The sequence below is a fragment of the Rubritalea sp. genome, assembly GCF_039830215.1.
GTDB lineage: Bacteria > Verrucomicrobiota > Verrucomicrobiia > Verrucomicrobiales > Akkermansiaceae > Rubritalea.
This window is the reverse complement of the sequence record NZ_JBDOPO010000205.1, coordinates 1-23,506: the sequence shown is the minus strand read 5'-3', so window position 1 is coordinate 23,506 and position 23,506 is coordinate 1. Positions and strand designations below refer to the sequence as shown.

General features: G+C 47.9%; 27 protein-coding genes. 13 read left to right on the top strand and 14 right to left on the bottom strand.

From position 1 onward, the window contains the following. Together ABGY95_RS06885 and ABGY95_RS06880 are read left to right on the top strand one after the other, a co-directional pair. Positions 1 to 356 (top strand): oligopeptide/dipeptide ABC transporter ATP-binding protein (locus ABGY95_RS06885; protein ID WP_347440955.1); only part of this gene is annotated, 356 nt, incomplete at its 5' end. A gap of 9 nt (positions 357 to 365) precedes the next feature. Next, a complete protein-coding gene (locus ABGY95_RS06880) occupies positions 366 to 1,373 on the top strand; it encodes an oligopeptide/dipeptide ABC transporter ATP-binding protein (RefSeq protein ID WP_347440954.1) in 1,008 nt (335 codons plus the stop codon). A 27-nt stretch (positions 1,374 to 1,400) separates the two neighbouring features. Here the strand turns inward: ABGY95_RS06880 and ABGY95_RS06875 are convergent, their stop codons facing one another. Further along, entirely contained in the window at positions 1,401 to 2,033 is a 633-nt protein-coding gene (locus ABGY95_RS06875) for a phosphopantothenoylcysteine decarboxylase (RefSeq protein WP_347440953.1), read from the bottom strand. Between the two features lie 14 nt (positions 2,034 to 2,047). Continuing rightward, positions 2,048 to 2,584: a flavoprotein gene (locus tag ABGY95_RS06870; protein ID WP_347440952.1), complete on the bottom strand. Its 537-nt coding sequence runs from the start codon at positions 2,582 to 2,584 to the stop codon at positions 2,048 to 2,050. Between the two features lie 103 nt (positions 2,585 to 2,687). Between ABGY95_RS06870 and ABGY95_RS06865 the strand changes: the two genes are divergently transcribed. Next, positions 2,688 to 3,140: a R3H domain-containing nucleic acid-binding protein gene (locus ABGY95_RS06865; RefSeq protein WP_347440951.1), complete on the top strand. Its 453-nt coding sequence runs from the start codon at positions 2,688 to 2,690 to the stop codon at positions 3,138 to 3,140. Positions 3,141 to 3,156: 16 nt separating this feature from the next. After that, positions 3,157 to 3,504, top strand: a complete 348-nt coding sequence (locus ABGY95_RS06860) for a hotdog domain-containing protein (RefSeq protein ID WP_347440950.1) — start codon at positions 3,157 to 3,159, stop codon at positions 3,502 to 3,504. Here ABGY95_RS06860 and ABGY95_RS06855 read toward each other — a convergent pair. Next, on the bottom strand, positions 3,501 to 3,998 hold the full coding sequence (locus tag ABGY95_RS06855; RefSeq protein ID WP_347440949.1) for a hypothetical protein: 498 nt from the start codon (positions 3,996 to 3,998) through the stop codon (positions 3,501 to 3,503). The two genes, ABGY95_RS06860 and ABGY95_RS06855, sit on opposite strands and share 4 nt — an antisense overlap. A 23-nt stretch (positions 3,999 to 4,021) precedes the next feature. Further along, on the bottom strand, positions 4,022 to 5,287 hold the full coding sequence (locus ABGY95_RS06850) for a M48 family metallopeptidase (RefSeq protein WP_347440948.1): 1,266 nt from the start codon (positions 5,285 to 5,287) through the stop codon (positions 4,022 to 4,024). 88 nt (positions 5,288 to 5,375) lie between these two features. Between ABGY95_RS06850 and ABGY95_RS06845 the strand changes: the two genes are divergently transcribed. Beyond that, the gene (locus ABGY95_RS06845) at positions 5,376 to 6,026 is read left to right on the top strand and encodes a hypothetical protein (protein ID WP_347440947.1); all 651 of its coding nucleotides are present in this window, start codon (positions 5,376 to 5,378) and stop codon (positions 6,024 to 6,026) included. A 10-nt stretch (positions 6,027 to 6,036) separates the two neighbouring features. Here the strand turns inward: ABGY95_RS06845 and ABGY95_RS06840 are convergent, their stop codons facing one another. After that, positions 6,037 to 6,450, bottom strand: a complete 414-nt coding sequence (locus ABGY95_RS06840; protein WP_347440946.1) for an Rrf2 family transcriptional regulator — start codon at positions 6,448 to 6,450, stop codon at positions 6,037 to 6,039. A 20-nt stretch (positions 6,451 to 6,470) separates the two neighbouring features. On the opposite strand from ABGY95_RS06840, the gene cysE reads away from it, so the two are divergent. Continuing rightward, entirely contained in the window at positions 6,471 to 7,304 is an 834-nt protein-coding gene (gene cysE / locus ABGY95_RS06835) for a serine O-acetyltransferase (protein WP_347440945.1), read from the top strand. Here the strand turns inward: cysE and gluQRS are convergent. The 3 genes from gluQRS to ABGY95_RS06820 form a co-directional block, all read right to left on the bottom strand. Further along, positions 7,301 to 8,140, bottom strand: a complete 840-nt coding sequence (gene gluQRS / locus ABGY95_RS06830; RefSeq protein WP_347440944.1) for a tRNA glutamyl-Q(34) synthetase GluQRS — start codon at positions 8,138 to 8,140, stop codon at positions 7,301 to 7,303. The two genes, cysE and gluQRS, sit on opposite strands and share 4 nt — an antisense overlap. Positions 8,141 to 8,248: 108 nt before the next feature. Next, a complete protein-coding gene (rho, locus tag ABGY95_RS06825) occupies positions 8,249 to 10,018 on the bottom strand; it encodes a transcription termination factor Rho (protein WP_347440943.1) in 1,770 nt (589 codons plus the stop codon). Positions 10,019 to 10,421: 403 nt separating this feature from the next. Continuing rightward, positions 10,422 to 11,096, bottom strand: coding sequence for a L,D-transpeptidase (locus ABGY95_RS06820; protein WP_347440942.1), 675 nt, complete (start codon positions 11,094 to 11,096; stop codon positions 10,422 to 10,424). A gap of 630 nt (positions 11,097 to 11,726) precedes the next feature. Between ABGY95_RS06820 and ABGY95_RS06815 the strand changes: the two genes are divergently transcribed. Together ABGY95_RS06815 and ABGY95_RS06810 are read left to right on the top strand one after the other, a co-directional pair. Then, positions 11,727 to 12,017: a 4a-hydroxytetrahydrobiopterin dehydratase gene (locus ABGY95_RS06815; protein WP_347440941.1), complete on the top strand. Its 291-nt coding sequence runs from the start codon at positions 11,727 to 11,729 to the stop codon at positions 12,015 to 12,017. A gap of 78 nt (positions 12,018 to 12,095) precedes the next feature. Beyond that, positions 12,096 to 12,668 (top strand): hypothetical protein, encoded by a 573-nt coding sequence (locus ABGY95_RS06810; RefSeq protein ID WP_347440940.1) that lies wholly within the window; start codon positions 12,096 to 12,098, stop codon positions 12,666 to 12,668. 12 nt (positions 12,669 to 12,680) lie between these two features. On the opposite strand, the gene ABGY95_RS06805 is transcribed toward ABGY95_RS06810, so the two are convergent. Further along, a complete protein-coding gene (locus ABGY95_RS06805) occupies positions 12,681 to 13,175 on the bottom strand; it encodes a GNAT family N-acetyltransferase (protein WP_347440939.1) in 495 nt (164 codons plus the stop codon). 189 nt (positions 13,176 to 13,364) lie between these two features. Here ABGY95_RS06805 and rpmH point away from each other — a divergent pair, with 189 nt between their 5' ends. The 5 genes from rpmH (at position 13,365) to ABGY95_RS06780 (ending at position 16,726) form a co-directional block, all read left to right on the top strand. Further along, positions 13,365 to 13,547: a 50S ribosomal protein L34 gene (rpmH, locus tag ABGY95_RS06800; protein WP_347440938.1), complete on the top strand. Its 183-nt coding sequence runs from the start codon at positions 13,365 to 13,367 to the stop codon at positions 13,545 to 13,547. Positions 13,548 to 13,628: 81 nt separating this feature from the next. Then, positions 13,629 to 13,985: a ribonuclease P protein component gene (gene rnpA / locus ABGY95_RS06795; RefSeq protein ID WP_347440937.1), complete on the top strand. Its 357-nt coding sequence runs from the start codon at positions 13,629 to 13,631 to the stop codon at positions 13,983 to 13,985. Then, a complete protein-coding gene (yidD, locus tag ABGY95_RS06790) occupies positions 13,982 to 14,236 on the top strand; it encodes a membrane protein insertion efficiency factor YidD (protein WP_347440936.1) in 255 nt (84 codons plus the stop codon). Before rnpA ends, yidD begins: the two co-directional genes overlap by 4 nt. 26 nt (positions 14,237 to 14,262) lie before the next feature. Further along, a complete protein-coding gene (yidC, locus tag ABGY95_RS06785) occupies positions 14,263 to 16,176 on the top strand; it encodes a membrane protein insertase YidC (protein WP_347440935.1) in 1,914 nt (637 codons plus the stop codon). A gap of 370 nt (positions 16,177 to 16,546) precedes the next feature. Further along, on the top strand, positions 16,547 to 16,726 hold the full coding sequence (locus tag ABGY95_RS06780) for a hypothetical protein (RefSeq protein ID WP_347440934.1): 180 nt from the start codon (positions 16,547 to 16,549) through the stop codon (positions 16,724 to 16,726). A 171-nt stretch (positions 16,727 to 16,897) separates the two neighbouring features. Here the strand turns inward: ABGY95_RS06780 and ABGY95_RS06775 are convergent, their stop codons facing one another. The 5 genes from ABGY95_RS06775 to ABGY95_RS06755 all read right to left on the bottom strand — a co-directional run. Further along, positions 16,898 to 17,470 (bottom strand): hypothetical protein, encoded by a 573-nt coding sequence (locus ABGY95_RS06775; RefSeq protein ID WP_347440933.1) that lies wholly within the window; start codon positions 17,468 to 17,470, stop codon positions 16,898 to 16,900. A 40-nt stretch (positions 17,471 to 17,510) separates the two neighbouring features. After that, positions 17,511 to 20,636: an efflux RND transporter permease subunit gene (locus ABGY95_RS06770; RefSeq protein ID WP_347440932.1), complete on the bottom strand. Its 3,126-nt coding sequence runs from the start codon at positions 20,634 to 20,636 to the stop codon at positions 17,511 to 17,513. 3 nt (positions 20,637 to 20,639) lie between these two features. Then, on the bottom strand, positions 20,640 to 21,758 hold the full coding sequence (locus tag ABGY95_RS06765; protein ID WP_347440931.1) for an efflux RND transporter periplasmic adaptor subunit: 1,119 nt from the start codon (positions 21,756 to 21,758) through the stop codon (positions 20,640 to 20,642). Positions 21,759 to 21,783: 25 nt separating this feature from the next. Further along, entirely contained in the window at positions 21,784 to 23,094 is a 1,311-nt protein-coding gene (locus tag ABGY95_RS06760) for a TolC family protein (RefSeq protein ID WP_347440930.1), read from the bottom strand. A gap of 175 nt (positions 23,095 to 23,269) precedes the next feature. Continuing rightward, a partial coding sequence (locus ABGY95_RS06755; protein ID WP_347440929.1) for a hypothetical protein occupies positions 23,270 to 23,506 on the bottom strand: 237 nt, incomplete at its 5' end.

Genomic DNA, 23,506 nt, shown 5'->3' with positions numbered 1-23,506 from the left:
TCACCCACGACCTCGGAGTTATCGCTGAGACCTGCGATGAAGTGGTCGTGATGTATGCAGGTCGCGTGGTTGAACGTGGCGATGTACACACGATTTTCAAAAATCCAATCCACGCCTATACCAAGGGATTGCTCAGATCCATCCCCTCGCTCGACGCTCCGCGCAAATCTGAGCTATCCACCATTCCTGGTACCGTCGCAGGTATCGCAGATTTTGTCGAAGGATGCCGATTCTGCCAACGCATGTCAGTTCCCGTTGATCAACTCACCGTCCGCCCAGATTTTATCGAAATTGAAAATGGTCATTGGGTTGAAGATTGCCCGACCTGCAACTCCCAACGCCTAGCCAAGGCTTAATTATTTTTTATGTCCGCTCTTCTTGAAATAAATGACCTGAAAATGCACTTCGCTGTCCGTGGCGGAGTGTCCATGAAACAGGTCGGTTCCGTCAAAGCTGTCGATGGTGTATCATTCGCAGTGCAGCCAGGAGAAACCCTCGGTCTGGTTGGCGAATCTGGTTGTGGCAAATCCACTCTAGGTAAATGCTTAGTTCGCTTATACGAACCAACAGCCGGTAAGATCGATCTTGAGGGCCGAGACATCACCCGCATGTCTCAGTCCCAGTTGCGCCCGCTACGTAAGGACATCCAGATGATGTTCCAAGACCCAGCTGAGTCATTGAATTCACGTTTCTCAGTCCGCCAGATTGTGCGTGAACCTCTGAATATTCAAGAAGTTGGCAGCCGCAAGGAACGCGATGTTATGGTCGAAGACTTACTTGAAAAAGTAGGACTCCCGCGCACAGCCGCTGACAAATTTCCATTCGAATTCTCTGGCGGTCAGCGCCAGCGTATCGGAGTTGCTAGAGCAATCGCTCTGAATCCAAAGATGCTTGTGTTAGATGAGCCAGTTTCAGCGCTCGACGTGTCAGTGCAGTCCCAGGTGCTCAACCTTTTGGTTGAGCTCCAGAAGGAACTTAACATGGCGTATATCTTCATCGCTCACGACCTCGCCGTGGTGAAGCACATTTCTGATAGAGTCGCTGTGATGTACCTCGGAAAGATTGTAGAATTAGCAGACTCTGATGTGATTTATCACAGCCCACGTCACGCCTACACCAAGGCATTGCTTTCCGCGATCCCACACGCCGACCCGACCTACGAGAAGAACCGTATCCGTCTCGAAGGCGATGTGCCATCACCGATTGATCCTCCCAAAGGATCAGCCTTCGGCCACCGCATCAACCACCCACGCTACGAAGAAACTGTGGGCATGGATATGAAACTCGTAGAAATAGCACCAGGCCACTGGGTCGCAGCCGACCCATGTAGTCTGACTGACGAGGACTGGGCCAAAGCCAAAGAGTTAGTCTAACTAAGGGAGCTGGCTTAGAGAAAAAAACTATACCTCCAGAGCTTTCTCGATGATGTCGAGTGAGAGCTGGTACTTGTCTTCTTTTGGTAAGGTGACTTCGTGCTCGGCGTAGACGAGGGTGACTTCATTCTCGCTGGAGTCGAAGCCGATGTCCTTGCGGGAAACGTCGTTGGCAACTACGAAGTCGCAACCTTTGCGCTGGAGTTTTCCGCGTGCATTGGAGATGACGTTTTCAGTCTCGGCGGCGAAGCCTACTAGTGTGCCCTTGAAGCCGAAGACTTCTCTAGCTGAACCTAGGATGTCAGGGTTTTTGACGAGTTCGAGCGTTAGAGTGTCACCGGTTTTCTTAATCTTTTGCTCAGGCACATTGACTGGTCTGTAGTCGGCGACTGCTGCTGCAAAGATAGCAACCTGCGCTTTACCTATGTAGCGAGAGACTGCGTGGTACATCTCAGCGGCAGTTTCCACAGGCAGGTAGTCAACCCCATCAGGTACATCGAGATTGCACGGGCCTGATATGAGAGTGACTCGGTGCCCTTCGTGGGCCGCGGCACCGGCAAGGGCGTATCCCATTTTTCCAGAGGAACGATTGGTCAAGTAGCGGACGGGATCTAGCGGCTCGTGAGTCGGGCCAGCAGTGACGAGGAAATGTTTTTTCACGGGATGGGAAATTTTTAGGAAAGTTGGCTGCGAATTTCTTCGAGGATCGTGTCGACCGGCATCAGGCGGCCTTTGCCTTCGTAGCCGCAGGCTAGCATGCCATTTTCATCGGGGCCGAAGAACTTGACGCCATCGGCTTTGAGTTGCGCAACATTGCGCTGGGTGGCGACGTGGTCCCACATTTTACCATTCATGGCTGGACAGATGAGAACCTTAGCCTTGGTTGCGAGATAGATGCTAGAGAGTGGGTCAGGTGCTAGTCCGTTGGCAAAGTTGCCGATGGCGTTAGCTGTGGCAGGGACGATGACCATGAGGTCGGCGCTATCGGCAAGGTCGATATGACCGGGCTTCCATGATTGCTTCTCATCTTGCAGGCTCACTAGAACTGGGTTGCGCGAGAGTATTTGTAAGGTGAATGGGGGGATAAACTCGGTGGCTGATTGAGTCATGACGCAGTGTACTGCATGGCCTTCTTTGACGAGGGCTGAAGCGATGTCTGCTGTTTTGTATGCGGCGATGGAACCTGTGATGCCGAGGACGATAGTGGCCATAGGGAAAGTGTGGAGTGGGAAGTGGCGGGTGTGAAGTGAAATACTACCACATTAGTTGGAATGCTAGTTTGACGGATGTGTTGTTAGTTTTTAGATTGTCTCTATGAAATGGGATGATGCTTCTGAGAAAATTTTAAAGACGATGCTTGGTCATCTGGGCTTTGCCATTGAGGTGGAGAGACAAACAACTGATGATGGGCTTTGCCTTCAGGTGGTGCATCAAGACACGAAGGCGGTGATTGGCCGCAATGGAGACCGGTTAGAGGACTTGCAGTACTTGGTGAATCGCATTCTAAATAAGCATTTTCCTGATGCTCCAAGGGTCAAGGTCGACTGTGACAACTACCGCCAAGAGCAAGAAGGCAAGTTAGTCGAGAAGTCACGTGAGCTTGCGGCTAAGGTGGTTGAGAGTGGGAAATCCACCCGTACCCGCCCACTCAATGCTTACTACCGAAGAATTGTGCACAACGCGTTAGCTAGTGTGGAAGGAGTCAACACAGCTTCACCCAGTGGACACGATCGCTACAAGCGGATTGAAATCACCCCAGCTGGATAAATAAACGCATAGAGCTATGGAAACACACCGACTTGTACTGACGGAAGATCTCAATCAATATGGGCTACTTTTTGGTGGCCGTTTGTTGAGTTGGGCTGACGAGGCTGGCTATATTGCTGCGAGCCAGGATTTTCCTGAAGCTCGATTTGTGACGATTGGTATGGGAAAGGTCGAGTTCCTCCAGTCAGTGAAGAATGGTGCGATTATTCGCATCTGTGCAAGCCTTCAGAAAAAAGGAAGCACGTCGGCCAGTTACCGGATAGATATCTATTCTGGCAAGGAGCCTGAGCGTGGGGCGATTTTTTCCACCGACATTACCTATGTCAATGTGGGTGAGGATGGGGTGAAACAGCCTTTGGGCTAATCACTGAGTCCGTTGCTCGGAGCTTGTGAGAGCTTTTTGAAGGTGTCTCTAATGCAGACGAAGTAGTCGACTTCATCTAGCTCAATAACGTAGATGAGGCATTCGGTTGATTTCCCATTGATGACCAATGTGCCAGTGCCAGCTCTGTTAGAGACAATGTGGCCGTTGAGCTGGCCGTCATACTTGTTGTAAATATCCAAGTCCCTGCCGTTGATTTCAGTGATGACAGCCAGGATGTTTTCATTGAGAGGAACTTTTTGATCTGAGTGCTCCAATGAGACACCATTCTCAAGAGCCTGAGTGATAGAGTCAAAATCAGGTTCGTAGTTGTTGGAGAGATTTGTGGCATTGGCATACTCAGGAAGGTTGGATGCCTGATAGGCTGCGACACCAATGGCCGTTGCGCACCCGCCGATAGTAAGAGCCGTGCAGCCAGCAACACAGAGTGTCACAATGCCAATGGAGATGAGCAGGAATTTGACGAACGAGTTCATTGTTAGTTTGAAATGTTTGGAGCTTACTCTTTAGTCTCAAATTTGATTTTTCTGAGAGCCTCGATTCTTGTCAACATTGGTGGGTGTGAATATTCCATGAAGACGGGGAATGGATGCGGAGTCAGGTTGACTAGGTTGTCTGCTGAGAGTTGTTTGAGTGAAGCAATGAGATGCTCTGGAGTTTCCTGTGCGTTGGCAGCATAGGCGTCGGCTTCGAACTCGTGCTTGCGGCTGCTCATGTTGGAGAAAATACTGAGGATCTTATTGATAGGGGAGAAGAGCATGAAGAAGAAAATGAGGCCTGCATATACTGAGATGTGCTCTACTCGGAAGGCGTCAAAGAGAAGACGGGAGAATGCTCCATCTTTGTTGGTGGCTATGCCGATTAGGAAGAAAAGCACGGCTGTCTGGATGATGCCAGTAACCATGCGCTGGATGATGTGCTTGCATTTGAAGTGGCCAATCTCGTGGGCAAGAATCCCGACTAGTCCCTCGGTGCTATGGTTTTCGATCAATGTGTCGAAGAGGGCAATTTTCTTATTTTTACCAAATCCAGTGAAGAAGGCATTGGATTTTGTCGAGCGCTTGGAGCCGTCCATCACGTAGATCTCGGTGAGTGGGAAGTCGCACTTCTTGGCCAACTCGTTGATTGCTGATTTCAGTTCACCGTCAGCCATCGGTTCAAATTTATTGAAGAGGGGGAGTATGTAGGTTGGAGCTAGATAGGTGAGCAGAAGTTGAAGGATGGTGAAGGCAATCCATGCCCAAAGCCAAGCGTGCTCAATTGAGTTGAAAATCCAAAGTATGAGAGAAAGGATTGGCGCCCCGATGAGAGCCATCAAGATGAGTCCTTTGATCTGATCGATGATGAATGTCTTTGCTGTGGTTTTGTTAAATCCAAATTTCTCTTCGATGACGAAGGTGGAATAGAGTTGGAAGGGGATACCGATGAGGGTTTGTCCCACAAAAAGGATGCCCATGAAGATGAGGCCTGTGATGATTTCGCCATATCCAAGGCCGCGAGCCCATTCGTCTAAGCATCCAAACCCTCCGGCAAACCAGAACATGAGGGTGAGAGCTAGTGAGAATGTCGACTGAATGACGTCGAACTTTGAGTTGACGCGGGTGTAGTGCTGGGACTCAACATACTTGTCCTCGGTGAAAATCCCTTTGAACTCTGAGGGGAGTTTAGGCTGGAGAGCTTTGAGGTTGAGAAGGGTGGATATAAGATCGAGATTCCAGAGTGCAAACAGTGAAATGGCGATGATGATGCCCAAGGTGTTATTCATGGCCGCTGAGTAGAGGGTATCTGGCAAAGCATGCAAGTCCGAAATCTGTTGTTGGCAGACAGCATTCATTTGTTAGCTTCAATCACGTATGAAATGTATCTTATTCGGCTTACCTGTCTTGTTTGTGAGTTGCTCATCGAATGAGTCTGCCACCAGTGGCTTGTGGCGGAAATCGCCAGGGGTTTGGGTCAATGGCGCTGAAGTTTTCAGTAATGTGGAGGCAATGAATGGGGCGGGTATGATCGAAAAGGATAAGTTTATCTATATGGCAGCCACACAGAATTTTGATGGACCTTTACGTTGGCAAATTCTGGCTGATGGAACTCAAGGTGAGCACTTGACTATGCGGGTGGAAGGAGTGCAGGTCTCGACCTCTAGGACTAAGCGCTCTGTGAAGATTCCGAGTTCGATGTTGGGTGGTGAGAACCACTTTGTCCTTGAGCAGTTACCAAAGCCAAAACGTAGCCTAAAGAAAAAAGCAAAAGCTAAACTTGGGTCCGATGCCGCGCATTCAGCCAAGCATTCGCGCTGGATGGCAAGCTACACCATACCTGATAGCCTCCATCTCTATCCAAAAGCTGACGGGAAGGTTGTGGTCGCGGCAAAAATAGTGGTCACCACTGCGAATGGATCACAATCTGAGTGGGTGAATTTTGCTCTCTTGCCTAACTCTAATAAATCAAAGAGCTTCACTTTCCGCCAAACGCTGGTGGAATACGATGGTGTGCCTATTGAATAGGTATTGTTTGCTAGATGTAAAACATCGGCCCAGAATCAGTCTCTGTCAGTGTGGCGAGCTTGATTGTTTTGAGGCTTGCTGCGAAGTTTGCGCTAGCAGTACTCCAGGCTTTGTTGACAGCGTTGCCTGATGCTCCTTCCGTATTGGTTGTGTCTTCGAGTAATGTTGGTTCCACGGATTGCACAATATCGTAAAGTGATATATCTCCGGGCTTGCCAGAAAGCAAATAGCCACCAAATTTGCCTCGTTTACTCGTCACGAGGCCTGACCTTCTTAAATCATTGAGAATTTGTACCAAAAAATTTGAAGACACAGCTTCGCGTTGTGCTATTTCATCAAGTCGTGTAATGGTCTTTCCATCGGCTTGCTTCGCTAGCTGCGCCATTGCCCGGCACGCGTATTCTAATTTCTGGGATACTCTCACGCACACATCCACACCACATCATGTCCAATAAATCGAGCCTTAAACCTCACAATCTCTGTAAGATTACTAATGTTTCCACAGGTGAGGTCTGGATGCAGGTGCGAAAGCATGCGCAAGAAATCGCTGAAAGTGAACCTCAACTCAGAGCATTGTTGTACGATGTGGTGCTCAACCGTTCTTGTTTAGGTGAGGCTCTTGCGTTTCGACTTTCTAGGAAACTCTCTCGTGAAGAGATGAACCGTCATGAGTTGACTCCACTACTAGTGGGTATCTTCGTGAACCAACCTCGCGTGACGCAAAGTGCCGCAGCTGATATGATAGCCATTTTCGAACGAGACCCAGCCTGTAAATCGCCATTAGAGCCTATGATTTTCTTTAAAGGTTTCATGGCTATTTCTACCTATCGGGTGGCTCACCACCTATGGCATAGTGGTCGCAGGCCTTTGGCTTTGTATATTCAGAGCATTTGCAGTGAAATCTTTGGCGTGGATATTCATCCTGCTGCAAGTATTGGTTGTGGTTTATTGTTAGATCACGCTACTAGTATTGTTATTGGTGAGACTGCGATTGTGGAAGACAATGTTTCTATTCTTCATGAAGTCACATTAGGTGGTACGGGCAAGGCGACGGGTGACCGCCATCCAGTTGTGCGCTCTGGTGTACTTATCGGTGCTGGCTCTAAAATTCTCGGCCGTGTCGAAATTGGACGTTGTGCCAAGGTTGGAGCGGGTAGTGTGGTTCTGGCTGACGTGCCTGAGCATGTCACGGTGGCTGGAGTGCCGGCCAAAATCCGTGGCAGGGCGAATACTCCGGCTATGGACATGAATCAGTGCTTCGAGAGTGGTCAAATCTAGCAGCAGTTTTTTTCAATATAAGCCTGAAGCGTGGCTAATGTTTCGCCATCAGATCTGAGTTGCTTGATAGCAAGCGCATTGTCTCGCTTTGCGAGACGTTTGCCGTGCGAGTCACAGACTAGGTCATGGTGGTAGTAGTGCGGCTCAGGTAGATCGAGTAGCGATTGCAGTATTCTGTGGATGTGGGTGGACTCCAAGAGGTCCTTTCCGCGTGTTACATCGGTGACGTTTTGAAAGGCGTCGTCCACGACCACAGCTATGTGGTAAGAGGTACCGATGTCTTTTCTTGATAATACGACATCACCTAATAGGTGATGAATTACCTGTTGCTTGCCGAGTCTGCCGTCGGAGAAACTTAGTGGGCCTGTGAGTTCTTGCGCTTTCTCTGAGTCGAGCCGCCAAGAAGGTTCGGAGCCATTTAAAATGTTCGTATCTATCTTATGCTGCGTAAGCTGTTTGCAGATGCCCGGGTAGAGTGGGCCGTCTGGTCCGTGCGGTGCGCGTGTTAGGTTGTCTAGTTCGCGCTGGATGCCCTTACGTGTGCAGAAGCATGGGTAGACGACTCCTAGAGATTTGAGCTTCTCCATGGCGGCCTGATAGGAACTCAAGCGTGAAGTCTGACGTACTACTGGCTCATGCCACTTAACTCCAGCCCAGTGAAGGTCCTCTTCTATCTGAGTGTAATAAGCGTCTCTTACCCTTGTGGCATCTATGTCTTCATAGCGGAGCAAAAAACGACCGCCATGTTTGGCCGCAAGGTCGCGAGCAAACAGGGCGGCATAAAGATGTCCGAGATGGAGTTGACCAGTAGGTGAGGGAGCAAATCGAGTGATCATTCTATAGTTCTGTGAGTACTTATACTTAAAGAGCTATGCCATGACTAGGTTTAACCGTGTAGGACTAATGACCTGTGACTCGTGACAAATGACGTGCTGAAAGCGCACTTATCCTTTGATCTCTAACAACATTTGTGCGTTGTTGTGGAATCGCTTGAGGAAGAAGAGCAGTCGCTCCATCGCTTCATGTGGACGGGCCCCGGAGAGTCCGCGTCGGATGAGATGGATTTTATGAAGCATGTGCTCGGGGAGAAGTAGTTCCTCTCGGCGCGTACCAGATTTAAAGATATCAACTGCTGGGTAGATGTACTGTTCTGCGATACGGCGATCGAGAACTAGTTCCATATTACCAGTTCCTTTAAACTCTTGGAAGATGGCATCGTCTGCTCGGGAGTTGGTGTGGACCAGAGCTGTGGCAACGATAGTGAGTGATCCTGCAGAGCGCGTGTTACGAGCTGCAGCGAAGAGTCTACGTGGCATTTCTAATGCTCCAGAGACGATGCCGCCAGATTGGATACCACGGCCTTTACCTTTTTTGCTGCCACCCATCACTGTGTTGTAGGAGCGAGCGAGTCGAGTGATGGAATCCATCATGAGGAAGACGTGTTCGCCTGCTTCGACAAGACGCTTAGCGCGTTCGATACAGAGTTCAGCAACGCGGCAATGGTTCTTTGCTCCAGAGTCGTTAGAGCTGGCGTAGATTTCTGCACCAGGCAAACTCATCTTAAATTCTGTGACTTCTTCAGGGCGTTCATCAACCAATAAGATCATGAGGTGCATCTCCTCGTTGTACTTTTCTTGGATGGCTTCAGCCATATGCATCATCATGGTTGTTTTACCAGAGCGTGGAGGAGAGACGATGAGGCCGCGCTGGCCTCTGCCGACTGGGGCCATGATGTCGAGTACGCGGGTGGTGAATCGCTCAGCAGTTGTTTCAAATGGGATTCGCTTGTTTGGGTTGACTGCTTTGAGTTCGTCAAAGTGTGGAAGCTTGCGCGCTTTTTCTGCCGGCATGCCGTTGATTTTCTCTAGCTCAGTGACTTGAAGTCCACGTGGTCCTTGCTGCGCTATTCCATCAATCCAAACTCCAACACGTAGTCCGTTGACTCGAACAATGTCAGGGGAGATGAAGACGTCGTTGCTAGATTGCTCTAGATCGCCTGAAAGTTCGCGTAAAAAGCCAAAACCTTTTGGGCTGAGCTCGAGTATACCGCTTACCGCTACAGGTGGCCCAGTCAAGACAACAGGCTTAGTTTCTCGGTGCTCTTTAGGACCGCGGCGGACGTTGTTATTGTTGCGCCGGTTGTTTTTGCCTTTGCCTCGGTTGCTATTGCGATCGTTGGAGTTGTCGCGGTTATTCCTATTGTTTCGGTTTCGGTTATTGTTATTTCGATCGTTGTTAGTGTTGCGATTATTTTGGTGGACTGGACCTCCGCCTTCCACTCTACCGTTACGAGCTTTGCGGTTGTTCTGTCTGTGCCTGTTGTCGTCCTGAGTTTGGTTGTCAGACTCTGAGGGAGGGGCGCTTTGCCGAGGAGCTTCGTCGGAATGAGAAGGCCTAGGAGCAGGCTGTTCAATTACAACAGGTTGAGCAGCGGTGGTTAAAGGAGTTGGAGTTGGTGCTGCAGCAGGGGGAGCAACTCTTGCAGTTTTCTGGGCAGCCTTTTTAGCAGTTGTTTTCTTGGCTGCTTTTTTCGCCGATTTCTTAGTGGCCTTTTTAGCAGTCGTTTTTTTAGCAGCTTTTTTGGCCGTCTTTTTAGAGGCTTTTTTGGCAGTAACTTTCTTCGTCGCTTTCTTGGCTGCTTTTTTAACAGTCTTCTTGGCAACGGCTGTTTTGACGTTGGTCTCGTCCTCAGGCTTGGAAGCTTCTTCGCTCATAGTATAATTGTAGATAAAGAGTTCCCGTAAAAAATTACGAGAAGGAGTGGGCAATGCCGCTCATTGAGTTGGTGACGCTATAGTGCTGCGCCGGGCATAGAAATATCGTTGTTGATAGATGCTGGTGTGTCACGGATTGTGCTGATGCACAGGTTTGTGGAAATCTTTTTTACGCAGTGGATCAGTGGGAATAGAGACGATGCGGAGCAACTAAGAGAGTTTAGCGCTGGAAATCCCGAGTGAGATCAAAATCTCACTCTCGTGTCGTAACGACATCTTCATGTTGCATGTTGATTCCTATCTTGGCAATTGTTTTTTTGCAGTGAATTCCTCGATTATAAAAGGCACAAAAAAAAGCCTGCGAGGGGACGCAGGCTTTCTTATTGAAATGGGGAGTAGTTATCTATTTTGCTACGAACTTAGGTACTTTATGGCGCTTATAGATTTTATCGGTGACCAAATAGGAATGTGGGAAGTTAGGTAATGGCGTAGCATCAGGAGGGCGAGGAATGTTACGGCCAATTGTGGCGTCTTCAGGCTGGGATGAAGAAATGTTGAGTGGTGTTCCTTCTTTGACGAGAGCAAAGAACTTAGGAGCCACGTTGTGGTGCATACGTAGACAACCGTGCGTGCATGGGTGAGGCTTCATCCAGCCAGTGTGAAAACCGTAGCCAGATTTGAATTCAGTCCAGTAAGGCATCGGAGTTCCGATGAATTTAGTACCAGCTGGCTTGTTTCTGAGATAGCCGCCAGTGTACCTACCTTTTCCGTGGTCAAAGTAGCCATGAGTCTGAGCGCGTCGATATTCTTGTTTGCTGTAGATGGTAAAATTCCCCTTCGGCGTGGGCGTTGCAGCCGTGCCTACTGATAAAGGCATTACGAGAAGTGCTTTGTTGCCCTCCATGACGTAGGCCATTTGGTTGTTGGTCGAAACCTTGACTCTGACGTTGCTAGGGTTCGTGGGTTTGGTGGCAGGGCGGTTGTAGGCATCGTATGCCCCGAGGCTGGAAGTTTGTTGACAGGAACTCAGCAGAGCTGCGCAGGCAACACCTAATAGTGCAAGTATTTGCTTTTTCATCTTAGATGGTATTAGAGATTGGTATCACAAAACACGCAATAGAAAAGTTGTGACATCAATGTGGCCGTGATAGATATTAGCGTGCGTTTCCCAAATTGTAGATATGGCCTTTGCGGAATTCTACCTAGGCTTCTAGATCGGTACTGTAGTCGTTAGTACGCATGATGGCTGTCCCATGCTGCCCTCTGCGGCCGGAGCCACCATTGAGGCCTCCTGAGTAAGCCAGTGAGTAACAATACTAGTACATTTTTTTTAACTTGACCCATTGTCCGCTCCTTTTGAGTTACGTGACAGATTCCCCCAAGCAATGTAAACAGCTTTTTTATCCATGCCTTGTTTGATTTGATCTTGCTGGACTAAAACTTGGTGTTCTTGGCATAGATGCTATAGATGTCTGGGTTTTAAGAAATACGTTTCAGCTATGAGTTTGTGTCGCAGTTGCTAAGAGTGAAAATACCTGTTAGAATGAGGGCGTTGTGAAAGTGCGGTGGATGATGAGAATAGCTTAATAGTTTGCTGGGTATTTTCAATATGAGTAACAGGGTAAATGGCAAATTGAGTTTTGTTCGATCTGACTTGTCAAAAGTGTTTGAACCATAGCATTATAGAATGTAAATTATTACCTTTATTATGTCTGAAGAAGTTATTTCCCCTGTTGAGTTGTTTAGTGAGTTGAAGCGTTGCCCAGAATGGGAAGTCGATAACGATGGCATATCGAGGCTATGGGAATTTGAGAGTTTTGAGGATGCTATGGAATTTGTGAATGTGGTTGCCGATATTGCTGAATCTGCATGCCACCACCCAGATATAGACATCCGCTTTACTAAGGTGAAATTACTCCTTTCGACACATGAAATTGGTGGTGCGACTGAGGCAGATATAGAAATGGCAAAGCGAATAGATACCATTACCGACGCCTAATTTATTGATTCATATCGGGGGAGTGAATACTGTTTTGTGTGCTTGCCATGGCATTTTGCTTCAGTTACATCACTAGCAATGTCCACTTCAATTCCTTACCTGATGATTCCTCTATTCATGGTTTCCTGTGCGAGTGAGCGTGAAATAACCTATGAAAAAGGTGGGCCAGAGCAATTTGGTGACCGCTATATGAGTGATGTAAAATATGTCACAGACGAACAAGGTAACGTCCGTCCTGATAGCGAACAACGCAGCCAGTACGACAGTAAAGGTGCGTACGCTGGAGCCAAGGGTTATAGTGGAGGGACTTATAGCAAGAAGGACTATCGCTCTAAACGTTGGAGTGGGGATAAGAGTTTTAACTCTAAGGGGTACTCTGGAAATAAAGATGGTAGTCAGTTCCAGAAATCCCCGCATTTTGTCCAGCAACAAGCGAATGCTCAGGGGAAGTATGCTACTGCCGCTGGTGAAAATTATACGAAGTCGGGATATGCGGGAGACACGGGTGCGGTCGATCGTGGTAACGCTGTGGCGCGGCCCAGTGACGCTAAGTCAGCTTCAAAGAGTAACTATCCATCGCCGCCCGTATACACTCTAGACCAGGCGAATGGTATTGGTGTTAGTGATACTAACGCCATGCTGGGCCGCTAAAGCAAAAGCGCTTTAGTCCAAATTGAGGCGCATGGGGATCATGCTGGAGTAGTTGAACCCAAGTTTTCGGAAGAATTTCTGAGAGTCGGCACTGATTTTATCTGTCAGTAATGTGATGCGAGCAAAGTCCTTAGTCTCGGCAAATTTTTTGACGTGTTCAATCAAGAATGAACCATATCCATGGCCCCGGTGAGTGGGGTGGATGATGAAGTCTTCCAATAGAATAACCATTCCGCCGCATGCTGTCGAGATAGTGAATAATAAGTTGACCATACCTAGGATTCTGTGGTCGTTGCGCAGGATGAAAATGCGTCCTCTTGCTGGCTGCTCCAAAATCAAACGTAGCCCTCGTCGCTGTACTTCTCTATCCGCACTAAAATCGTTTTGTAGTTCGAACAGTTCCATGACGAGTTCAGACACTTGATCTAGATCTTCGATGGTTGCAGTTTCGACACGCGGAGCGTCGCGGGATTGTAGAAGTTGCGAGACTGTGGTGGATTTACTCATGTATGTCTGGGGTACCATAACAGTGATTTTTAGCTTCAGTCACGAAAAACTCACGAATTTCGTAAAAAAAGACCAACCAATGAGAATGACGTGTTGACAAAGCTGTCGAAATAATTAGGTTGCCCGCCCATCCATCTGCCTCTGAGTTGATGGATAAGAAATCTTTAATATTCCAACTGGAAAATTACCATGAGCAAAAGAACTTACCAACCATCTAAGCGTGTTCGCAAGCGTCAACACGGCTTCCGTGCACGTATGGCTACTAAAGCTGGCCGCGATTGTCTTCGCCGTCGCCGTCAAAAGGGACGCACTCGTCTCATCCCTAAAGGCGCGGAAATCCACTTCAAGCGTCACACTAAGCAACACACCTAGTATTGCTTTAGGGTGAATTAAGCGAAGGCCAACAAGGCTCAGCTTAAGTCGCACTATTCACTACGGTGAGAGAAGCGCCCCATGCGTCTTCCCAGAAAGTTCTCAATCAGTAACCGAGTAGATTTTGCTCGGGTGAGAGAACTTGGTAAGTCGCGTCCGGGGCGCTATCTTGTTGTCAGCGTCTTGCATTCGGACGAGCTTGAGCATTTCAAGTACGGACTCATAACCACAAAGAAAGTGGGCAAAGCGCATCAGCGCAATTACTTTCGGCGGGTTTTTCGTTCAATCATGCAAAACCATGGTGAGGAGATCTGTGAGGATTACTATATCGTGACAATTGCGCGTTGGCGGGCTTCTGAGGCCAGCTATGAGGAACTTGAACGCGAATGGCTTAGATTAGCGCACAAACTAGGAGTGCTAACCCCCGAAGGAGCATGATGCGAATATCTGTGAAATGCATTAAGTTAGGGATTCGTGGATATCAGAAATTTCTGAATCCCATGTTGCGAGCGGTGAGTGGTCCCTATGGGGGCTGTCGGTTTTCACCTTCTTGCTCGCATTATTTTTATCAGGCGGTAGACACCCATGGAGCACTGTACGGCAGTTGGCTTGGTGTTCACCGCCTTTGTCGTTGTCACCCTTGGGGTGGCTGTGGGTGTGACCCGGTTCCTCCCAAAAAATCATCATAGCAATAGAATTTTAGATAGTAATCATTATGGATCGTAAAGCATGGATTATCCTCATTCTCTGTGGTATTGGCCTCGTAGCTAATAGCATGTTCAATAGAAGCTCTCAAGAGGCTCTCAAGGAGCAAGAGGCTCAGGAGCAAATGAAGGAACAGGTGGATAGTGAGAAGGCCTCTGAAGCTGTAACGGAGTTTGTTACTGAGGAACCAACGCTACCGGAGTTGAAAGATGACCAGCCACACACGCTCGTTGGTAAAGATGGGGATCTAGTTGATGTGATCTACACATTCACTAGTTTCGGTGGTGGCGTGAAGACTGCTGAGTTTCCTCAGGAAAAGACAGTCTACGGCGAAGGGCATATCGAGCTAAATAAGCTCTCTAGCTACCCAGTCGGTGCGATCGCGGTGGATTATCGAAAAATCGATGGATCGTTCTACGAACTCGTATCTAAAAGTGAGAGTTCAGTAAGCTATAGAGGTAAGCACGCGACAGGCCTAGAAATTACCAAGACGTGGACCTTGGAGCCAAAAGCGGAAGCTAAAGGGTACCAGCTCACACTTGATGTGCATTTCAGGAACGTCTCTGCAGCAGCAATCAATCTTGCCGACTACGGAGTTTACACTGGAACAGCGGCTCCCTTGCACGGCAAAGAGATGCAAGATAAGGCTGGATGGTTCTACTACGAAGATGGATCGTTTGAGTTCAATCAGCATAAGCCATTCAAAGGTGGCATGTTTAGTGATGCCAAAGCTGTTGAGGTGATTAAGCCTTCGTCCCTAGAGTTTGCTGGTGTGAATAACCAGTTCTTCACGACCTTCTTTATGCCCAAAGGTTTCCAAGCTGATTCTGTTTGGGCGACCGGAGATGAGCGTGATATCCAAGAGGACAAAAAGATGCTCAAGCGTTGGGTCTTTACAATGGGTGTGAATTTCCCTCACCAGGTGCTCAATGCGGGTGGTGAGCATACTTACAGTCTAGATGTTTACATGGGGCCAAAGAAGCGTGAGATCATCACGGCTGTCAGTACCAATACTCAAGAAATCATGAACTATGGTTGGTTCTCGTGGTTTGCGACAGGGATGAGTTGGGCGCTCAACGAGATTCATAGCTGGTTTGACGGGAAGTCTTGGGCATGGGGGCTCTCAGTTGTTTTGCTGACTCTCTTCATTCGTATCATCATATGGCCGCTGCACAATAAGTCGACTCGTACCATGAAGCGTATGGGTAAGCTGCAGCCGATCATGAAGGAGATGCGTGAGAAGTATGCGGATAACCCGCAGAAGCTCAATCAGGAGACCATGAAACTGTACAAGACTTATGGGGTGAACCCAATGGGGGGCTGCCTCCCGATGCTTGTGCAGATTCCAATCTTCTTCGGTGTATTTAAGATGCTTGGTGCCGCTGTTGAAATGCGTGGTTCAGGATTCCTCTGGGTTGAGGATCTTTCCCGTCCAGACACGCTCACTGATCTTCCAATCCCGTTCTTTGGTGATGTGCCGATTAATATCTTACCTATTGTTATGGCTATCACGATGGTCTTGCAGATGCGTTTGACTCCACAGTCTGGGGATAAGCTTCAGCGTCGCATATTCATGCTGATGCCGCTAATGTTCTTCTTCTTCTGTTACAATTATGCTGCAGCACTAGCACTCTATTGGTCGACTCAGAACATTGTCTCAATAGCTCAGACTCTACTTATGAAAAAGCTTCCCGAGCCAGAGCTCAATGAGAAGTCTGGTAAGCCTGTTGTAGATAGTAATGGCAAACCTCGTAAGAAAGGGATGTTTGAAAAGCTTGCCGAGCGCATGGAAGAGGTACAGCGCCAGCAGGAGATTGCAGCTGGTAGAAAGACCGGTGGAAACTCACAAACGTTCAATCCTGTCCCTGGTGAAATGAAGCAGGCTAAGAAGCCTAAAAAGAAAAATCCTAAAACTGGCGGCTAGGTTCTGACGTTTTGCGGAAAGCGAACTAATTATTTTCTACCCTCACTCATACAAGAGTGGGGGTATTTTTTGCGATGAGTGTCCAGTTTCGGGAATTGGCTAAGTAAATCTGTAATATAGAGAGGTGATCTTCGAGCATGCACTGATTTTTAGCTACTATAAGAAATGGAACTTTTCTGAATGAGTGTAATACTCATTTGATTTAGTGACTCTACTCACTGCGAGGCACGGCGTATTTTTGAAAATAATCCAACAGTCACATATGAGCTTCCACGCAAAAATTACCCCACAAGTGTCAGCAGCTCTTACATCACAAAAGAGAGCGTCGACCGTAAACCATCCACGCTATTTTCATCTATGGATAAGGTGATTGCATCAGATACTACGAGGCTTAATTACTGCGGTGCCAGTTCTTAATATTGAAGGAACTGAGCCTTCGCTCTATTTCGGAAATGACGATTACTTTGGTGAAGGGGGGGCGCTGGAGCTTCGTTCTCTGAATAAAAAGGTCAAAGCCGATCACTTAAAGCTACCAGGAATATGTGCTTAAAATTGAGCCGAGATGCTCAGAAATTCTAGTTTTTTTAGCTGAGGTAACTACTTAAAAATGAATAAACCCGCTAGGAAAACCAGGCGGGTTTATTCTTTCTAAGGAATCACCCAACCCACCGAGGACTGAATGTCAGATTCTTTATAGCAATTACTATGCCAAATCTAACAATTAGTGATGGCACTCACATGAGTACTCTTTGTTATCACAGCTAGAACAGTCACTGAGGTTAAGCGTGAACTTGCTGACAACTTCTTCGGAGTCAGCTCCAGTTTTGATGGCAACCACAGTAGGGAAGTAATTGCCCTTTGGTAGGACTTCTTTTGATAGCAAGGCATAACCTTCAGCTTCGAAGCTCAGTTCTAGTGGGCTGATACGCTCACCAGTTATGACGCTGACAGTTTCACCAGCTGGAGCCACGGCTTTCATATCAGCGTCGAAGAAGCTAATCTTTACTCGGCCGTCGTTCATCACAAAGAACTCAGCCTGTGGAGTGACACCGGAGATCATGCGACCTTTGTTTGGTCCAGCTTTGATGTGGTCGTGGCCAGAATGGTCGGCGTGACCATGTCCTACATGCTCACCTTTTTTATCCTGTTTGGAGCTATGATCATGTCGTGAATGGTCACTAGTGTGTGAGTCGTGCTGGTGCCCATCATTGTCGCTATGTTCTGTAGGTTTATCTCCGCATGAGCTGAGGAATGCGATGCTTACTGCAGCTAGTGTTGTTATGGTGTATTTCATGATGTTAGTTTCTTTGTTTGTTATTGTTTTGGTTAGCTTATTAGCCTGCTGCTGGAGCGTCGTTGGCAATTGAGTGTTCCGCCGCCTTTCTGCCGAAGAGGTAGAAGAATGCAGGGGTGACTGCTAGTCCTAGGATTGTGCTAGAGACAAGCCCACCCGTGATAACGATGGCCACAGGGTGGAGGATTTCCTTGCCGGGTTGGTCACCAGCAATCACGAGAGGAATGAGAGCCAATCCGGCTGACAGTGCCGTCATGAGAACGGGTACGAGCCGTTCTTGAGTTCCGCGTACGATCATTTCTCGGGTGAAGCCTTCGCCTTCGTGTTTCATAAGGTGGAGGTAGTGGGAGATCAGCATGATGCTGTTACGTGCTGCAATACCAGCCACAGCGATGAATCCAACAAGTGTCGCGATGCTAATGTTGTTGACTGTCATCCAAGTAAATACGAGTCCACCAACCAGAGCGAGTGGGATGTCGCAAAGCACTTGAATGGCAAATGTCATGGTTCCAAAGTACGTGTAGAGTAGGAGAGCTATGACTAACAATACAACGCAGGTTGCTTTGAAAATAGTCGAAGACGCTTCTTTCTGAGCTTGGTATTCACCCTCAATACTCATGTCATATTCTTTATATTTACTCTGTGACATGACCTCTTCGTTGATTCTGTTTTCCAAGGTCGTGATCATGGATTCTAGGTCACTTCCGGTCGGATTTATACTGACTACAAATCGACGTCGAGTGTTCTCACGCTTGATTACATTGGGGCCTTTTGCATTGCGAATTTCAGCAATAGCTTTCAGCGGCACCCTTTGTCCATCATCATTGGTGAGCATGAGTTCACGAAGCTTTAGCGGTGACTCACGCCAGCTCTCAGGTAAGCGCATCACCAAGTCTATGCTCCGCTCACCTTCAAATAACTCGGCTACAGTAGAGCCCCCTAGAAGTGTGGAGAGTTGCTCGTTGACTGCTGCAGGTCGGAAGTTGTAGGCTGAGGCACGATCCCGGTCGACCTCAATTCGTAATTGAGGAATGGGAGCTTGTTGTTCAATACTGGCAGTTTCTAGACCAGGGATCTCTTTACAAATCTCCTGAATTTCGGTTCCCATATCTCGGAGAGTAGCAAGGTCTGGCCCAAATATTTTGACCGCAACTTTAGCTGAAACCCCACTCAGCATGTGACCAATTCTGTCTTTCAAAGGTCCTGATATAACACTGAAAGTACCAGGCAGGTTCTTACTGCTGAGCTTCTCTCGGATTTCTTTAGTGATCTCAGACCGTGGGGTATCGTTTTCTTCGAGTTCGATGTCAAATTCGACCGTAGACACAGGTACTACGTGGTCGCCACGCTCGGCGCGCCCAACACGATGACCCACTGATTTTACATCAGGCATGTCTAACAATAGTTTGTCAACAACGGCAGATATCTGGCTTGTTTGTGTAAGTGATGTTCCTGGGCTGGCAGTCATAGCGACTACGATGGTTTCTTCTTTGAACTCAGGTAAGAACTGTTTACCCAATTTCGGGTAAAGCAAAGCTGCTGCAGTCAGCGCCATAAGTGCGAGTGCTAACACAACAGCCGGAGCTCTGAGTGAGAATGTCAGGAATGTCTTCTCAAATATCCATTTCATGCCTCGAACAACAAGTCCTTCCTTATGTTCTTTGCCTGCTTTAGGTCGCAAGAAAAGTGAACAAAGTACGGGGATCACTGTGAGTGATACAATGAAGGAGGCCCCCATACTAACCATAGTTGCTAAAGCGATAGGTGTAAAAAGTCGCCCTTCAACACCACTCAATGAAAGCAGAGGGATGAATACTAGGATGATGAATAAAGTCGCGTAGAGAATAGAGTTTCGAACTTCGCCAGACGCCTTGGCAATGACCTCCAACCTTGGTAAAGGTGTGGCGAGTGATGCATTTTCTCGCAATCTTCGGAACACGTTCTCAACATCAACAATAGCGTCATCGACAACAATACCGATGGCGACCGCAATACCACCCAGAGTCATGGAGTTGACACTTAACTCAGCCATGGAAAAGACGATGGCGGTGATGGCAAAGGAGAGGGGGATTGCTGTGAGGGTGATGAAGGTTGTGCGCAGGTTGAACAAGAAGATGAATAGTATAACGACCACCATAATAGAACCGTCACGGATAGCTTCGAGCAGGTTGTCGATTGCTAGATCGATGAAACTCTTCTGGCGAAAGAGTGGTTCAAGCTTGATTCCTGCAGGAGCTTGATTCTGAAGTTCTTTGAGGATTTCTTCCACCTGCTCAGTGAGCTTGATGGTATCGTACCCAGGAGATTTTGTGATGCTCATCACCACTCCTTTTCTGCCATTCACAGCAGCGTCACCACGCATGGGCTCAATACCCCATTTGATCTCAGCTACGTCAGCGATGGTTACAGCGCGATCATCTAGCATTTTGACAACTGTCTTACCAAGCTCCTTGAGATCGGTAGTCATGGCCAAGTTGCGGATCATGATTTCCTGTGACTCGGACGAGATGAAACCACCAGTGGATGTGCTAGCAGCTTGCTTGCTCGCTTCGTGGAGTTCCTCGAAGGTTACTCCGTGTGAGAGCAATTTGTTAGGGTCGGGTAGGATCTGTATCTGTTTGATCCCTCCACCCATTGAGAGCACTTCAGCAATACCAGGGAGGCTTTGAAGCTTTCGGCGTACAGTCCAATCCGCATAGGTGCGTATGTCACTGGGCTCCATGCTGCCGTCTTCGGATGAAATTCCAACTAGCATGATTTCTCCCATGAGGGAGGCAACTGGAGTCATGTAGGGCACGACTTCGTCAGGAAGTTCGACTGATTGTAATCGCTCTTGTACGAACTGACGCGCTTTATAAATATCCGTATCCCAGTCGAACTCTACGTAGACGAGAGAGAGGGATATATCTGAAATTGATCGGACTCGGGTCACACCGGTGACGCCCACTAATGAGCGTTCTAGAGGCATACTGATACGCTGCTCCACCTCTTCGGGAGCGCGTCCTGCAGCTTCAGTCATGATAGTGACTGTAGGCTTTGTGAGGTCTGGTAAAACCTCAACAGGCAACGACATCGTCTTTTGAAAGCCCAGAGCCAGCACCAGAAAGGCGATAGCTAGGACGATCACGCGATGCCCGAGGGCGAAACGAATAAGTTTATTGAGCATGGCTTAAGGCGACTTTTTGATCGTTACAATAGTAAGAAGCACCAGCGTGATAACATTTGATGCGATCAGAAATAGCACGATGGGGGAGTTCCAGCTCGTGGCACCTTCCGTAGAAGTTCCTTCTGGTCCTGCCTCCTGAGCGAGCTTTTGCTCGGCAGTCATTTCAGACCCATCTTCGTTGTGTTTATGGCCGTGGGCTGCATCGAGTGCCTCCCTTAGTGAGACTCCACCACCTTGGGTAAAGCTCAAGAAATAGGATCCGGTTGTGACGACCTCTTCAAACCGAGTGATTCCGGATTTTATCTCAACGTAACGATCATTTCGCTCGCCGACCACCACTGGACATTTAACGAAAGCGTTAGGTAAATCGAAGTGCTTCACAAATACATAGGGGTTTACAGCGTCCCCTTGGAGTGCTTTGCGTGGGATGGAGATGACATCTTTCCTCTCGTTTAAGACAATCGAAAATTCAGTTCTCATATTTGGGCGAAGTTTTAGACCTGGATTATCTAATAAGAAGATCGCTTCCAGTGTCCCAGATTCGTGGTTGGCCTCTGAGCCCATACGTATGAGTTTCCCGTCAAAGCTGGTCGAACCGAGTGAAATTACTTTGATGTGAGCCGTAGTCCCGATCTTCAGCTTTGAAGCCTGGCTTTCGGGAACGCTAGCAACTGCCCACACTTGTTTTAGGTCTACGATGTCCATCAGCTCTTGTGACGGATCGACTGGTTGACCCAGTGTCACGTGGCTTTTTGAGATGACTCCAGCCTCACGAGCATTTATGTCGATGATTGGTGGTGGTGAGCCCGGTTGGCGGCTTTCCACCTTCAAGAGGACTTGTCCTTTCTCTACTATATCCCCTACAATCGGAGGTGTTTGTACTACGCGACCAGAAAAGCGCGTACTGATTACCGAGTGCTTGTTAGGAATTGGTTTGATGTGCCCAATAGCAAATACGCTGTCTTCAAAATTGGCTTTCTTCACCTTACTGATTTTGATGCCAAGGTTTTTGACTCCTTGTTCGGTGAGTATGATTGTATTCGCGGCATCGCCGTTTTCTTCAGCCCCAATATTGGAAAGAAGTGCGGCTGTGATGAGCGCGAAAATTGGTTTCAATTTCATATTGATGTAAACTGTGAGATTTAAATTAGAGTGCTGACTGTTCACGGCCGATGGCGGCATAGTAGCGGACTCGTGCTTTATGGAAGGACTCGAGGTTATCGATATTCTGTGACTGAAGCTCCAATTGCTGGCTTCTAGCTTTGAGCACAGAGGTGAAAGGGGCCTGACCATTGCGGTACGCTTTTTCAAGTTGCTCCGCATTTTTGTCTGCAAGAGGAATCAAGCTGTTGGTGAGTTTGCTCGTCTGAGCCAACCAGCTTTTCATTTCAGATTGTTCTGTGGCGGCTTGCTGCTGGATTTCTATAGCCAAGGCAGTTTTCTCGGCCGCCATTCGAGATGCTTGAGCACGAGCGGTTTGGATATTACCTTCATTCTTGTTGTAAAACTGGAGAGGAATGCTGATTCCAGCACCGATGGTTCCTTCGTTTGCTAGGCCTTCAGGAGCATCTTCTTCCCTGTCTATACTAGTGAAGATCCGTCCCTCAATATCTTCGTAGCGATTTGCTTTCTGTAGTGCGATGTTGTCTTTAGCTTGTTCAATCTCAAGTAACTTAGCGCGGTATTCAGGACGATTGTTGAGCGCTAAGTTAGAGGATGGGATGGAGGCTTTCGGTAAATTCCCTGAAAGTTGCAAGGGACGATTAGGGTGAAGACCAATGTAGGATTTGAGCTTGTTGAGTAAAATTTCCTCACGGGTATCAAGTCTAGAGAGTTCGGACTTCAGTGTGGCGGATTCAATTTTTGTTTGGTTTGCGTCGAGAGCTGAAAGTTCACCACGTTGGGCTGCATCATCAATGAATTTGGCGAACTGATCGAGCAAGACACTTTGTTTTTTTAGGTACTGTGCTCGTTGTCTGTTATGCAAGATTTCGACTGCTAGCTCTTGGGCTTGGGATGTGAGAGCTTTCTGGGCGACCTTGACTTCTTCTTTAGCAATGCTGAGTTGCTGGCTGGAAATGCGCTTCTCGACACTCAGTCTATTAGTGATGGGGAATCGCTGGGCAAAGGTGACTTCGAGACCTCCTTCTGAGCTTCGGACGTTCTTGTTCAGATCGAGCTCAAGCTCTGGGTTTGACAGTCTGCCAGATTGTACAACTTGCCCTTGAGCTTCATTGATTCGTAGTCGAGCTGCTCTTAGTTGTGGATTATTAACGATGACTCGTTGTGAAATTTGTTTGGTGCTAAGCTGGCTGCTTTGGTTGATCTGAGTTGTGTTACCAAGTGAAAGGTCTGGATCTTCAGCGGTAGCGGTGACTATATTGAGTCCGCTGAAATCGCTGCAGGAATTGAGAAAAATGACTCCGCTGAGAGCGAGTCCTATTGAGAATGTTTTCATGAAAGTTTTGCCAATGTTGGCGATGCTATATTTATAACTAGTAATTTTGTCTGATTATTCACTTTGAATAAGCAAAATGAAATAACGAGCCTCACAAGAAAGTTGCTAGAGGCTGGACGGTAAGACTGTGCCCAAAGTCAAAAAGTGGACACAAATCTCCTAGAAAAGCAGGAGATCAAAGAAGAAATCGGCAGTGCAGCGAACAAATTTCAGCAGCACCGGAAGGGGGGATCGAAAAGTTTTCAGCAACAGGAGGTGCTGTGCTTGGAGGTAGAAAATGGTTGGCACAGCTATTCCAGTTGAACACTTCACTCATAGGAAGTGGTTCCAGCTCTATTCTAGGAGATGGGAAGGAGGTTTTATCAGTCGGGAGTTTCTGGTGACATGTGCAGTCACATGGCCCGTCGTGATG